The organism is Moritella marina ATCC 15381, from assembly GCF_008931805.1.
In the GTDB taxonomy this organism is placed as follows: domain Bacteria; phylum Pseudomonadota; class Gammaproteobacteria; order Enterobacterales; family Moritellaceae; genus Moritella; species Moritella marina.
In genome coordinates this window covers 3,607,809-3,622,268 of record NZ_CP044399.1, presented here as the reverse complement: position 1 = coordinate 3,622,268, position 14,460 = coordinate 3,607,809, and the positions used below count along the sequence as shown (strand labels likewise).

Annotated in this window: 16 protein-coding genes; all 16 read left to right on the top strand. The window is 41.3% G+C overall.

The genetic code is table 11. The features are described from left to right. The first annotated feature begins 346 nt into the window (after positions 1-346). Positions 347-1,219, top strand: a complete 873-nt coding sequence (gene gspC / locus FR932_RS16280) for a type II secretion system protein GspC (protein WP_019443145.1) — start codon at positions 347-349, stop codon at positions 1,217-1,219. A 39-nt stretch (positions 1,220-1,258) separates the two neighbouring features. Continuing rightward, complete coding sequence (gspD, locus tag FR932_RS16275; protein WP_019443144.1) at positions 1,259-3,355, top strand: type II secretion system secretin GspD; 2,097 nt, start codon at positions 1,259-1,261, stop codon at positions 3,353-3,355. Next, positions 3,356-4,855, top strand: a complete 1,500-nt coding sequence (gene gspE, locus FR932_RS16270) for a type II secretion system ATPase GspE (protein ID WP_019443143.1) — start codon at positions 3,356-3,358, stop codon at positions 4,853-4,855. 2 nt (positions 4,856-4,857) lie between these two features. Next, positions 4,858-6,078 (top strand): type II secretion system inner membrane protein GspF, encoded by a 1,221-nt coding sequence (gspF, locus tag FR932_RS16265; protein WP_019443142.1) that lies wholly within the window; start codon positions 4,858-4,860, stop codon positions 6,076-6,078. Positions 6,079-6,103: 25 nt separating this feature from the next. After that, positions 6,104-6,538, top strand: coding sequence for a type II secretion system major pseudopilin GspG (gene gspG, locus FR932_RS16260; RefSeq protein WP_019443141.1), 435 nt, complete (start codon positions 6,104-6,106; stop codon positions 6,536-6,538). Between the two features lie 113 nt (positions 6,539-6,651). After that, on the top strand, positions 6,652-7,257 hold the full coding sequence (gene gspH / locus FR932_RS16255) for a type II secretion system minor pseudopilin GspH (RefSeq protein ID WP_019443140.1): 606 nt from the start codon (positions 6,652-6,654) through the stop codon (positions 7,255-7,257). Beyond that, on the top strand, positions 7,257-7,646 hold the full coding sequence (gene gspI, locus FR932_RS16250) for a type II secretion system minor pseudopilin GspI (protein ID WP_019443139.1): 390 nt from the start codon (positions 7,257-7,259) through the stop codon (positions 7,644-7,646). Before gspH ends, gspI begins: the two co-directional genes overlap by 1 nt. Beyond that, complete coding sequence (gspJ, locus tag FR932_RS16245; protein WP_019443138.1) at positions 7,647-8,297, top strand: type II secretion system minor pseudopilin GspJ; 651 nt, start codon at positions 7,647-7,649, stop codon at positions 8,295-8,297. Next, a complete protein-coding gene (gene gspK, locus FR932_RS16240) occupies positions 8,297-9,271 on the top strand; it encodes a type II secretion system minor pseudopilin GspK (protein ID WP_019443137.1) in 975 nt (324 codons plus the stop codon). Before gspJ ends, gspK begins: the two co-directional genes overlap by 1 nt. After that, positions 9,268-10,485 carry a type II secretion system protein GspL gene (gene gspL, locus FR932_RS16235; RefSeq protein WP_019443136.1) on the top strand — a complete coding sequence of 406 codons (1,218 nt, stop codon included), beginning with the start codon at positions 9,268-9,270 and terminating at the stop codon, positions 10,483-10,485. The genes gspK and gspL overlap by 4 nt, the downstream gene beginning before the upstream one ends. Beyond that, positions 10,482-10,955: a type II secretion system protein GspM gene (gene gspM / locus FR932_RS16230; RefSeq protein WP_019443135.1), complete on the top strand. Its 474-nt coding sequence runs from the start codon at positions 10,482-10,484 to the stop codon at positions 10,953-10,955. The genes gspL and gspM overlap by 4 nt, the downstream gene beginning before the upstream one ends. Then, a complete protein-coding gene (locus FR932_RS16225; RefSeq protein WP_019443134.1) occupies positions 10,952-11,707 on the top strand; it encodes a type II secretion system protein N in 756 nt (251 codons plus the stop codon). Before gspM ends, FR932_RS16225 begins: the two co-directional genes overlap by 4 nt. A 46-nt stretch (positions 11,708-11,753) precedes the next feature. After that, on the top strand, positions 11,754-12,299 hold the full coding sequence (nudE, locus tag FR932_RS16220; RefSeq protein ID WP_019443133.1) for an ADP compounds hydrolase NudE: 546 nt from the start codon (positions 11,754-11,756) through the stop codon (positions 12,297-12,299). A 45-nt stretch (positions 12,300-12,344) separates the two neighbouring features. Further along, positions 12,345-13,151, top strand: coding sequence for a 3'(2'),5'-bisphosphate nucleotidase CysQ (gene cysQ, locus FR932_RS16215; protein ID WP_019443132.1), 807 nt, complete (start codon positions 12,345-12,347; stop codon positions 13,149-13,151). Positions 13,152-13,419: 268 nt separating this feature from the next. Beyond that, positions 13,420-14,040, top strand: a complete 621-nt coding sequence (gene fabR / locus FR932_RS16210; protein WP_019629001.1) for an HTH-type transcriptional repressor FabR — start codon at positions 13,420-13,422, stop codon at positions 14,038-14,040. Between the two features lie 23 nt (positions 14,041-14,063). Next, positions 14,064-14,426, top strand: coding sequence for a DUF1422 family protein (locus tag FR932_RS16205; protein WP_019443130.1), 363 nt, complete (start codon positions 14,064-14,066; stop codon positions 14,424-14,426). Positions 14,427-14,460 lie beyond the last annotated feature (34 nt).

Genomic DNA, 14,460 nt, shown 5'->3' with positions numbered 1-14,460 from the left:
TCTTTTCTTGATGTGTAATACACATTTTATTAACTAAATTAATGAGTAGATTTCACATTTCTTTCATCGTGGTTTCATTTGTAAGTGTTGCTATATCAGTGTGGCTAATCACCAAAATTCATATATCCTTTATAGATTAGTGCTGATATTTTCCTGTTCGCTTAAAAAGTATTAATCTTTAACTGGTATTTGACTGATTTTGTTACTTTTGTGTTATCAATGCTTGTGCAGGTAAATCCATAGGGATACTATAACTCGGTTAAATTACGACTCATATCAGATTCATCACAGACGTTGGTAAACAAACCTTATTTTAGAATCATGCTGTATTAGGGTAATGCAAAAAATGGATAATTTAGATGGATTTAAGCAGTTTGTCATCAAGCTACCGCAAAAACAAATCGCGACCTGTTGTTGTTATTTGTTACTGACGGTATTTTGTTATCAATCGGCATTGTTGACTTGGCAATTGTGGCCGTCAACATCATCAGACTCTGCAATATTGTGGCAGCCGACAGCGAATAGTGCTAATCATCAAGTTAAAAGTTATGAGTTAAATACACTGCGTAGTTTAAACTTATTTGGTCAGCAACAAACCCAAACATCACTGCCTGTTGCGCAGAATGTTGACGCACCAAAGACACGATTAAATTTAACATTAGCGGGTCTTGTTGCGAGCAGTGAACCAAGTTTAGCGTTAGCGATTATTGAATATAAAGGTAAACAGGAAACATATGCGATTGATGAAGAAATCGGCGCAAGTAATGCGATATTAAAGCAGGTGTTCCCTGATCGTGTCATTATTGAATATCAAAGTAATTTAGAAACATTGATGCTCGATGGTGAAGAGTTCAGCCGCACAAGCAATCAGCGACAGTCTTATGACTCCAGCTCTAGTAATACACCAACAGAGCTTTCTAATCTGCGTAAAAATTTATTAAAAAATCCAGCCAGTATTACTGATTATGTACGTATTTCACCTGTGCGTAAAAATGGTAAATTGTCCGGTTATCGCGTTAATCCGGGTAAGAATCGTGAATTATTTAAAGAAGTTGGTTTGAAAGCCAATGATCTCGCCGTATCGTTAAATGGTTATGATTTAACAGATACCCGTCAAGCAATGGAAGTCGCCAAACAACTTAGAGATTTGACTGAAATGTCATTGACGGTTGAACGTGATGGGCAATTACACAGTATTTATTTAAGTATGCCAGAGTAGCCATTTGAGCTGTACAAATTTAGGTAGCTAAGGATGAAGATGAACCTTAATAACGTTGGAAGAAAATTAACAGGATTGGCCTCAGGCATATTACTGAGTTTGAGTGGGGCAGCGATGGCTGCCGATTATTCTGCAAGTTTTAAAGGTACCGATATTAATGAATTTATTAATGTTGTCGGTAAAAACTTAAATAAAACCGTGATTGTTGATCCAAGCGTACGTGGCAAGGTCAATGTACGCAGTTATGATTTGTTAAACGAAGAGCAGTATTACCAGTTTTTCCTTAATGTACTTGATGTTTATGGTTATGCCGTCGTGAAGATGGATAATGGTGTGCTCAAAGTTATTAAAAGCAAAGTCGCCAAAACATCGAGCATTCCAGTTGTGGATGATAAAAATCCGGGGCAGGGTGATGAGATGGTGACGCGTGTAGTACCTGTGCGTAACGTATCTGTACGGGAATTATCACCGTTATTACGTCAGCTGAATGATAATGCTGGTGGTGGTAACGTTGTGCACTATGAACCATCAAATGTATTGATGTTGACTGGTCGTGCTTCTGTGGTGAACCGATTAGTTGAAATTGTCCGTCGTGTGGATAAAGCCGGTGATCAAGAAGTTGATATTATTCATCTAAAATTTGCATCTGCAAGTGAAATGGTTCGTATTATTGATAGTCTTACTAAAGGCGATGGTAAATCAAAAATTCCAAGTATTCTACAGCCTAAAATTGTAGCGGATGATCGTACTAATGCGGTTGTTATTAGTGGCGATCCTAAAGCCCGTCAGCGTGTAGCGAAATTAATTCAGCAGCTCGATAGTGAATTGGAAAGTACCGGTAATACCCGTGTTATTTATCTTAAATACGCGAATGCCAAAGAAGTCTCTGAGGTTTTAAAAGGTGTCAGTAGTTCGGTCGAAGGAGCTAAATCAAAAGCGGCATCGAAGTCGAGTGCAAAATCAAACTTAAGTATCGAACCACATGAAGACACCAACTCCTTGGTGATCACTGCACAACCCGATGTTATGCGCACGTTAGAACAGGTGATTAATCAACTTGATATTCGCCGTGCACAAGTATTGGTTGAAGCGATTATTGTTGAACTGTCTGAAGGTGATGGTGTTAACTTCGGTATTCAGTGGGTAACCGAAGCGGGTGGTACCCAGTTTAATAATGGTACGCAAGTGCCAGTCACCGCGATTGGTGCGGGTATTTATGATGCCCAAGATACGACGACAACGACAACTGGTGTCGATTCTGATGGTAAACCGTATACAACAACATCGACAACATCTGGTGACGTGTCGACATTAGCGTCTGCACTGAGTGGCATTAATGGCCTTGCTGCGGGCATTATGAATAGCTCGGGTACGTTTGGTGCGATCATTCAAGCGGCAGCAAATGACTCGCAATCAAATATTCTTGCTACGCCAAGTATCATGACGCTGGATAATCAAGAAGCGGCATTTATTGTGGGTGAAGAAGTCCCGGTGATCACTGGGTCATCAGCAAGTTCGGGTAATGATAATCCTTTCCAAACGGTTGAACGTCAGGAAGTGGGTATTAAACTAAAAGTAACACCACAAATTAATGAAGGTGATGCGGTTCAGTTAACTATTGAACAAGAAGTATCGCAAGTATTAGGTTCAACATCAGTGGATGTTACTTTTGCTAAACGCCAAGTGAATACCACTATTTTAGCTGACAGTGGCCAAACTATCGTGATTGGTGGCTTACTCGACGAGCAGGTGACAGAAAGTGTGTCTAAAGTGCCTTGGTTAGGGGATATTCCGTGGATTGGCAACTTATTTAAATCGACCTCTTCATCGACTAAAAAACGTAACTTGATGGTATTCATTAAGGCGACCATTATTCGTAATAATGCCTCAATTCGCGGTGTCAGTAACCGTAAATATAGCTTGATGCGTGCGGAACAATTATTGCAACAAGAAGATGGTGTTGCATTAATGCCAAATACTGATGTGCCCGTATTACCTAAATTCAATGAAGAGCGTGTTATTTCACCGGAATTACGTAAGTATCTGGAAGATCAAGATGACAAAACTGTGCAGTTTGATGTGAGACCTCCGGCAGAATCGGATGATGAACACAAGCAGCAAAGCGAGGCTCTGTAGATGAGTGCTCTGGAATATGAAGAGGTCAGTGAAAGTGAACGTTTGCCTTTTTCATTTGCGAAAAAATTTGGTGTGGTATTAAGTGAAATTGATAATGCTTGGGTGCTGTTCCATAAAGCGGATGTATTACCTGCGACGATATTAGAAGTGCGTCGTAACTTAGGGCAAACGTTTCAGTTGGTATTGTTAGATGATGAGGCGTTTGAGCTAAAACTGACGCAAGTGTTTCAGCGTGATTCATCAGAAGCTAGACAGTTAATGCAAGATATTGGTAACGAAGTTGATTTTTTTACCTTAGCGGAAGAGCTGCCGACTGAAGAAGATTTACTGGAGTCGGATGATGATGCACCTATCATTAAATTGATTAATGCCATGCTCAGTGAGGCGATCAAAGAAGGTGCGTCAGATATTCACGTGGAAACTTTCGAGCGGGCACTGGTGATCCGCTTCCGTATTGATGGGGTATTAAGAGAGATCTTAAAGCCAAATCGTCAATTAGCGTCATTATTAATATCACGTATTAAAGTGATGTCAAAAATGGATATTGCGGAGAAACGTATTCCTCAAGATGGTCGTATTTCGCTGCGAATTGGTGGTCGTGGTGTTGATGTACGTGTATCGACCTTGCCATCAAGTTTTGGTGAGCGTGTGGTAATGCGTCTACTGGATAAGAATAACGCTAAATTAGAATTAGAACACTTAGGGATGACGTTAGATAACCGTAACAAGATGTCTGAGTTAATTCATAAACCGCACGGCATTATTTTGGTTACCGGTCCGACAGGTTCGGGTAAGAGTACCACTCTGTACGCGGCATTATCGGATATCAACAGTAAAGACCGTAATATCTTAACGGTAGAAGACCCGATTGAATATCAACTTGATGGTATTGGCCAGACTCAAGTTAATCCTAAAGTGGACATGACCTTTTCACGAGGCCTACGTGCTATTTTACGTCAAGACCCCGATGTCGTGATGATTGGTGAAGTACGTGATTTAGAAACTGCCCAAATTGCAGTTCAAGCGAGTTTAACGGGGCACTTAGTGTTATCGACTCTACATACCAATACTGCTGTTGGTGCGGTGACGCGTTTACGTGATATGGGATTGGAACCTTTCTTATTATCTTCAAGTGTACTGGGAGTGCTAGCACAGCGGTTAGTGCGAACCTTATGTGCTGAATGTCGAGAAAGTGCAGCGCCGACCGAGCGTGAACTTGAACAACTTGCATCAAACAGAGTGGCCAATGTCAGTACGATTTATCACCCTAAAGGTTGTGAACACTGTAATAACACAGGCTATCGAGGCCGAACCGGTATTCATGAATTACTGATTGTCGATGAAGATGTGCGCGATATGATCCACAGCGGTGCTGGTGAACAGATTGTTGAACGCCATATTCGCCCGTTTACACCGAGTATTCGTCAAGATGGTATCGCTAAAGTACTTGCTGGTGTCACGACCCTCGAAGAAGTTCTTCGTGTAACAAGAGAGGGGTAATCATGCCTGCATTTTCTTATTTAGCGATGGACAAAAAAGGCAAAAAGACCAAAGGGGTTTTAGAGGCTGATGGTCCTAAACAAGCGCGTAATATATTACGTGAAAAAAGCTTAACCCCACTTGAAGTTGAAATGTCGGCAGAGGCCGAACGGAAAAAAGCGTCCGGTGGATTTAGCTTTAAACGTGGTATTAGCACGGCAGACATGGCGTTATTAACACGCCAACTATCCACCTTGATTGCAGCGTCTTTACCACTAGAAGAATCATTAAAAGCGGTAGCAGAGCAAAGTGAATTACCGCGAATTCAAAATATGATCTTAGCAGTACGTAGTCGTGTGGTTGAAGGTCATACGCTAGCGGAAAGCTTTGCTGAGTTCCCACACGCTTTTGATGATCTATATTGCGCGATGGTTGCTTCGGGGGAAAAATCCGGACATTTGGATAAAGTACTAAATCGGTTAGCGGACTATACCGAACAGCGTCAAAAAATGAAGAATCAATTGACTCAGGCCATGATTTATCCAGTGATGCTAACACTCGTTGCTATCGGTGTTGTGTCACTATTATTAACCAGCGTTGTTCCTAAAGTTGTGGGGCAGTTTGAGCATATGGGGCAAGAGCTGCCGCAAATCACGCAGATACTGATCGCGCTTTCCGATTTTGTCAGTAATTACGGTTTGTATCTCGTTATTATGGTCGTATTGATGATTATCGTGGTGAAACGATTATTATTAAAACCTGCTAATCGCTTGTTCTTTGATGAACGATTATTAACTGTGCCTGTCCTTGGTAAGGTGAGTCGCGGTATTAATACTGCGCGTTTTGCACGTACGTTAAGTATTTTAAATGCCAGTGCTGTGCCTCTGCTCGAAAGTATGTCGATTGCAGGGCAGGTATTAACTAATATGCATGCTCGTCGATTGGTGGAAGGTGCAACGAGTCGGGTACGAGAAGGTACGAGTTTAAGAGCATCATTAACGGAAACTAAATTATTCCCGCCTATGATGTTACACATGATCGCCAGTGGTGAACAAAGTGGTGAACTCGGTCCAATGTTAGAGCGTGCTGCAGATAACCAAGATTCACAATTTGAATCGCAAGTGAGCATTGCGTTAGGTATTTTTCAACCCTTGCTGGTGGTAAGCATGTCGTTTGTTGTATTATTTATCGTGATGGCAATTCTTCAGCCTATTTTGTCTTTAAATCAGATGGTTGCAGGTTAGGTTTTTATTTAAATTAGAGGATGTTATGAATAACAAAAAACGGAATGTATCGGGTTTTACGCTGTTAGAGATCATGGTCGTTATTGTGATCTTAGGGGTACTTGCATCAATGGTTATCCCTAATTTATTAGGTAACAAAGAAAAAGCCGATCGTCAAAAAGTAGTGACAGATATTGTGGCATTGGAAAATGCGATGGATATGTACAAGTTGGATAACAGTCGCTACCCAACAACAGAGCAAGGTTTGGATGCATTGGTTGAAATGCCAGATGTCGATCCAGAACCAAGAGATTACCGCTCTGGTGGCTATATTAAGCGTTTACCGCAAGACCCTTGGGGGAATGAATACCTATTAATAAGCCCTGGTGAAAATGGCCAAATTGATATTTATTCTATTGGTTTAGACAGTGAAGAAGGTTCTGATGACGACATTGGTAACTGGAATATGCACGAGAAGTAACTCGTTATAATTAAGGCGCAGCATTGTGACTGCGCCTTTCGTTATCTACTTTTACCATATCTGATGTCGTTCTTATTCTCTCTATACAGACCAATCAAAATCAAAGGAATACAATGAATACTCGTACTCATCAAGAAGCTGGCTTTACACTATTAGAAATAATGTTAGTGATCTTCTTAATGGGCATGATGATAACGGGCGTCGTGATGACGATGAGCTCCGCCGGTCCTGATCGACAACTTAAGCAAGCCGCTGCGCGTTTTATTGGTGTACTGGAATTAGCAGAAGAAGAAGCGCTGTTGAGTAGTATGGAAATGGGCTTGGTCATTGAAGCACAGCAGTATCAATTTGTGTATTTAGATGACAATGATAGATGGAGTGCATTGGATGATTCAAAATTCTTTGCCAAGCAAGCACTGAAAGAAGACATACAGCTTTCGCTTGAGCTTGCCGGATTAAAAGCCGAAGGTGGTTTTCTAGGTTCTCGGAAACTATTTGCTGACGATGATGGCTTGTTTGAAGATGACGATGGTTTATTTGAAGGGGGTGATAAAAAAGATCGTATCGAACCTGATATTTACATTTATTCCAGTGGTGAAATTACAGATTTTACATTGACGTTCACTTATATGGATGTCGATCTTGGTGATAGCTTGGTGAAGGTCCAATTCGATGAGTATGGGGATTTAATGATTAACTCGACGGCGGATGAGTTTTAATGAAACCACATTCAGGCAATAAAACAAAACTTAAGCAGGTGGGGATGACGTTACTGGAAGTCATGGTCGCGATGTCGGTATTTGCCACCGCTGGACTTGCAGTGATGAAAGTTGCGACAGAAAACCTCAGTAGTTTAGCTTATTTAGAAGAGAAAACATTTGCTAACTGGGTCGCGAGTAATGCGCTGACAGAATTAAAAATGGCCAACACTATTCCAGGTAAATCGTGGCGTAAAGGTGAGGCTGAATTAGCTGGACGTACGTGGTATTGGCGTTACAAGGCTGAGTCGACAGACAGTAGCGATTTTGTTGGGGTAACGGTAGAAGTTGCAACGGATAAGAAATATGAGTCAAGAGTCGGCCACTTGCTTACTTATATGGTGCGTTAAATGAAAAGACAATCTACAGGCCATGAAACGGGTTTTACCCTGATTGAGATGATGATTGCGATTGCTATCTTTGCTTTGCTCAGTTTAGGGGCTTATCAAGTATTGCAAGGGGTGTTACGCAGTGATGAAATTTCCAGAGAACGCGGTGATGCGCTAAAGCAATTACAACGCGCCATGGTCATTGTTGAACGTGATTTTCAACAAATGAATGCACGTAATAATCGCAGTGATGACACGTTGACAGCAATGCCATTGCAAGCAGGTAAATTCATGTTTGATAGCGATGACGATGGTATTGCTTTTACGCGTAGTGGTTGGCGTAATCCATTATCACAGTTACCTCGTTCTTCATTGCAGCGGGTAATATACCGCGTTAAAGACGCGCATTTAGAGCGCTTAAGCTATATCTACTTAGACCCCGCTGTTGGTGAAGAACCGAAGCGAAAGTTAATCTTAGACAATGTCGAAGCCATGACGTTTGAGTTTTACCACGAAAAGAAATGGGCAGAGACCTGGACCAATAAGAAAGCATTACCCGATGGCGTAAAAATAACGCTTACCTTAAAACGCTTTGGTGAAGTTGAACGTTTATTTTTATTGCCTAAAGCGACGGTTGATAGTGATAGCAGCGATAAAGAAGGGGAGAGCTAATGAGCAGTGTCCCTAAACAACGTGGTATTGCATTGCTGACGGTATTACTGATTCTTGCTGTTATGGTGATTATTGCGAGTAATATGTCATCGCGACTACAGTTAGAATTACGTCGAACCAGTAATATTATTACCCATCAGCAAGCTTTATGGTATGCCTACGGTGCAGAAGCGTTAGTTGAGAAAGGCTTGAAGCAAGTATTAAAAGATGATGACACCATCAATTTAGATCAGTATTGGGCTACTGAAGGGATGATATATCCAGTCGAAAATGGTCAGATTGGTGGTCAGGTTTTGGACATGCAGGCTTGTTTTAATGTTAACGCGGTGACGGGGGAAGACAAAGAGGCACAAGCGCCATTATCAGTACGCCAGTTTCGTAATTTATTGGAACAACTTGAATTTGATGCTTACGAGGCGGAACAACTCAGTGATGCATTACGTGATTGGATTGATGACGATAGTAATGTTGTCTCCAGCTATGGTGTTGAAGATGCTTACTATGAATCACTTGATTACCCTTATCAAACGGGTAATCAACGCATATTAAATATCAGTGAATTACGGGCCATAAAAGGGTTTACTCAAGTGGTTTACCGCAAGATACGGCCTTATGTTTGTGCGCTGCCAACCAGCACTTTAAAGATTAACGTGAATACGATCGCTGTTGATAAGCCAGAAGTATTGGCGGGGATATTTACTGGTAAGTTATCATTAGAAGTGGCCAGTTCAGTACTGGAACAGCGGCCGAGTAGTGGTTGGGAAACAACGGCTGATTTTTGGACATTGGCCGCATTTAAAGGACTTGAAATGGACGCGACAGAAAAAAGTAGCGTGGATATAAAAAGTAGCTATTTTATCGCATTATTACAGGCTGAATTTGCTAGCGCGACGATCAAGGTTGAATCGGTATTTAAAGCTGAAAGTAAAGATGCAGTTTATGTTATTCGTCGACAATTCGGAGGAGCTCAATGAGCGAGCAGTTAGTAGTCAGGCTTGGCAGTGAAAGTCGACAAGCAATACATTGGTTAGTGTGGTCGACCGCTGAGCGTGAGATTATAGCATCTGGTATTTTGGCAAGTGCCGAGCACCTTATAGAGCTTAAATCACATGCTGGTGGCCGCGCTGTTATCGCCTTGCTGCCAAGTTGTGATATCACTTTTAAAGATGTAGAGCTACCCGGGCGCAGTAATAAACAATTACTCAATGCTTTGCCTTATATGCTAGAACAAGAATTGAGTAGTGATATTGATAAACTACACTTTTCGGTACTCGATAAGGTTGCCAATACCGTTTCCGTTGCTATTGTTGCACACGAAAAAATGCAATTGTGGCAATCTTGGTTGGCTGATGCAGAGTTAATATGTGAGCAATATATTCCGGATGCGTTGGCCTTACCTTATAGTGAAAATCACTGGAGCGCGATCGAGTTGGATGGTCAATGGTTAATCAGACAGACGCCAACACAAGGGTTATGCATTGAAAGTGAGTTGCTAGAGTTTGTCTTAGCTTCTACCGGAGAGAACGTTGAGAATGACGTCAGTAGCGCACAAGCTGTGATGAGTTATTCTGCTATTGAGGTTCAGGAGTTGGACAACTGGCAGCAAGGGCATATTGAATTCCCGATGAAGTTATGTGCAGAGGGCGCGATTGCCAGCCGTTATAATTTATTGCAGGGCCAGTATAAAGTAGTGCGTGAAGAAAACGTGGCATTTAAATTATGGCGTGGTAGCGCTATCGCTGCAGGCTTGGTTGTGGTGATGATATTTGCAAATCAATTTGTCACTTTACATAAATTAGAGCAACAACAAACAGCGTTAGAAAGTGAGATTAAGCAAGTCTATAAGACGGTGTTCAAACCGAAAAAAATGCGTTTGAATACACGTCTAGTTAAAAAACAAATGCAAAACCGATTAAATGATTTACGTGGCGGTGGTGATAACACTGGCTTCTTAATGATGTTGGGTCAATTAACCCCCACATTTAAGCTGAGCCCGGCTATTAAACCTATTTCTGTTCGATTTGATACCAAGCAAGGTGCTTTGCGATTACAAGCCAGTGCGACTGACTTTCAAGCTTTCGATAAATTTAAATCATCACTATCAACACAGTTTTCAGTCGAGCAAGGGACGCTAAGTCAGCGTAATGGCCGTGTTCAGGGGACGCTTGATATAAAGGGTAAAAAATGAAAGCACATTGGCAACAATTAGAGCAAAAAGAAAAGCAACTTATTAGTATATTAATTGCGACCTTACTGCTTGCTGGTGGCTATTGGCTACTTTGGCAGCCGCTACAAGATAATATTGTGAATACTCAGCGCAAAGTGAACGTGCAGACCCAAACATTAGCTGATGTTAAAGTACTAGGGCAAAAGATTACAGAATTACAGGGCGGGCAAGTTGCTCGTGTGGCTGCGGGTGATTTAAATCAACTGGTTAGTCGCAGTGCCGCGCGTCATAAAATTGCTATTTCGCGTATTCAAGCTAAAACAAATTCACTGCAAGTATGGATTGATGATGTTAATTTCAATCAACTGACCTCCTGGTTAGAAAAGCTAAATAAACAATATGGGATTGAGATCCAAAATATCGATTTGAGTGTCTCTGATACGAAAGGTATGGTTAAAGTACGTCGTTTACAGTTAGGAAAAAGAACATGAGAAGTAAACTCTTAATGTTAGGCTTTGTCAATGCTGCTTATGGCTCGTTTCTTGTCGGTACGCTGCCTGCGTCATTGGCATTATCTTATGTTCCGTTACCGGATAACGTGACAATAAGCCAAGTTGAAGGAACGGTATGGCGAGGTGAGGCTCAACGGGTGTCGTTTAACCAAATAGAAGTCGAAGATGTGCGTTGGAATACCTCGGTGTTAGCGTTATTGACCGGTTCTGCGCAAGTTAACCTTGAATTTGGGCGTGGTAAAAATAGCTTACGTGGTCATGGTGACGTGGGCTATTCAAGCGCTGGTGTGTATGCACAAGATTTTACTGCGACAGCGAGCTCTGAATGGCTTGTCAGTGCCAGTAATGTCCCATTGCCTGTGACGACGAAAGGTAATGTTAAATTAACGATTGCAGAATATCAGCAGGGTCAGCCTTGGTGTCAACAACTGGACGGACAATTGAATTGGTCTAATGCAGAGGTTGAATCTTTGTTGGGAACCGTGATTATCGAATCAGCGGTCGTAACTTTAAGTTGTGATGACGGTGCAATTGTCGCTAACATGAAACAAAGCTCAAACCAGTTAAAATTATCAGGTGTCGCTAAATTAGAAAATAGAGGCAAGTACACGCTTTCTGCTGTATTAGTTCCGAGTGACGAATTACCTCAATCATTACGCAATAATTTACGCTATATTGGTAAAGAAAATGCCAAAGGCGAATATAAGATTAATTACGCCGGACGGATATAATATTGTTATGTAGTGCGTGGCGTTATGACAAGGATGCAAGATTAAAATGACACATCAAAAACCCGAAATATTAAACACGAGCATCGTTGCTCAAAGCCGATTATTTAAAGTTGAATCCGTTGCATTACGTTTTTCTAATGGTGTTGAGCGTACTTACGAAAGAATGAAAGGCGGTGGTTACGGCGCGGTGATGATGGTACCTGTTGACGCGGACAATAACCTTATTTTGATCCGTGAGTATGCGGTTGGTACTGAACGCTATGAACTTGGTTTTCCGAAAGGCGCTATCGATAAAGGTGAAAGCGCCTTGCTTGCTGCTAACCGAGAGTTAATGGAAGAGATAGGGTTTGGCGCTAAATCGCTAACGTTACTTAAAGAAATTAATTTGGCGCCCAGTTATTTTTCTGCTCATATGCAGATCTACCTTGCACAAGATTTATACCCTGAGTCGCGCGAAGGTGATGAACCTGAACCGCTCGAAATCATCAAGTGGCCCCTCGTAAGGGCAAATGAACTCCTTGATAATGATGAAATAACAGAATCTCGTGCTATTTGTGCATTATTGCTTGCCCTAAAACAATTAGATAAGTAATACTAAATCATTAAGCTATGGCGAGAATAAAGTAGGAAGTGCGATATGCAAATAATGACCCTCATTCCAGCGTTAAAAAAGATTGCCCGCGCCACTGGTGCTGTCATTTATGATATTTACCAGTCGGGTGAATTCGAACAAGAAATTAAACAGGATCATACCCCTGTTACCAGTGCTGATATCGCGGCTCACGAATACCTTTCGGCGCAACTCGCGTTGTTGACTCCTGATATTCCTATTCTGTCTGAAGAAGATTGTGACATTGGCGTTACAGAGCGACAATCGTGGGAAACATACTGGCTATTAGATCCACTTGATGGTACTCAAGAGTTTATTTCTCGTAGTGGTGATTTTGCGACGATTATTGCGTTAGTGCATAAGAACAAACCGGTATTAGGCATGATTTATGGGCCCAAAGATGACGTCTTATATTGGGCGGTAGATGGTGAAGGGGCGTATAAAGAAACGACTGCCGGTGAAAAGCAAATATTTAGCCATACCTGTTCACAACCATTAACGAGTTTAAATGTTGTTGTGAGCCGAGTGCAGAATCCAGATAATATTCGCAACTTAGTTACTGATGATGTCGAGCTAGAATTACAATCACTTGGTTCTGCGAGTTTAAAAGGTTGCTTAGTAGCAGAAGGTAAAGCGGACTGTTATATACGTTTTGGCATTACTGGTGAGTGGGATACAGCAGGAACACAATGCATTGTTGCTGAAGCGGGTGGTGCGATCCTTGATTTGAATTTAGCCCCGTTATCTTACAATCAGCGTGATAGCTTAAAGAATCCTGATTTTATCGTACTTGGCGATCGTAATTTAAGTTGGTCTGAGATCTTAACAGGTTAAAGTAATTCAGCTTATACAGAATTATAAAAGGTCAGCATATCGCTGACCTTTTTATTTTTAGCTGCATGTTGATGAGTCAATCCTTATTCAATGGCCATGTAAAGCTATATTTTTCTTTAAATGCAGAAGCTAGGTCGAGTATTTTTTCCTTGTGTGGCTGTCTATCTTTGTGGTGTTAAATGAACAAAGTAAGAAGTTAGTTGCCGATAGGCTCGAAAGTAGTATTATAATATCTGTGTTAACAAACTCTTAATAAATGACTGAAATTATGACCGGAATTAGAGCCCAGCAAAAAGAAAAAACCCGTCGTTCACTGATCAATGCGTCATTTCGACTCGTGACAGCTGAACGTAGCTATTCAAATTTGAGCTTACGTGAAGTTGCACGTGAGGCTGGGATCGCCCCTACGTCTTTTTATCGCCATTTTTGCGATATGGAAGAATTGGGTTTAACGATGGTTGATGAAGGTGGTCTTACCCTAAGACAGTTAATGCGCCAAGCACGACAGCGTATCGAGACGGGTGGCAGTGTAATCCAAACCTCGGTAGAAACATTTATGGAATTTGTAGAACAGAATCCTAATATTTTTCGGGTGTTATTACGTGAACGTTCTGGTACTTCATCCGCATTTCGTGCTGCGGTATCTCGTGAATTACGCCATTTTAGCCATGAACTTACCGATTATATTGAGCTATCAACAAAGTTAAACCGCGATGAAGCGAAGATTCAATCTGAGGCAATGGTCACAATTGTTTTTAATGCTGGTGCTGAAGCGCTAGATTTATCGAACGAAGAGCGTCGTGCACTGTCTGATCGTACTATAATGCAATTAAGAATGATTGCAAAAGGCGCAGCGGTATTAAAAATGACAAGAGGTATTACGCTGTAAACCATGAAAATTGAGGTGTTGAAATGACGACAAAAAATCAAGCAGGTTATAAACCATTATATTTCGCTTTTTTAGCTGGCCTATGTGGTAATGCGACATTCGCAACTTTAACCACAAGCGAAGTGCAGTTTAGTATTTTTCCTCTTATCGCATTAGCGCTGGTGGCTTATAATTGGTATCAAATTTATATGACAAGTGCAATTGAGAGTCGTATAAGTAAATCATCTTTAGGTTTGTTTGTGATAGGGGTTCTGACATACACCACCTTTGTTCGCATTGAATACCCTGAACTAGGCAGTAACTTTTTGCCTTTAATGTTGGTACTTGGTTTATCGGTTTGGGTTGCAAAAACGATTGGTGTGTTTAGCTCTAAAGCTGAAGTTTAATTTAGACCTATTAAAAAGCCCGTTAACAATATGC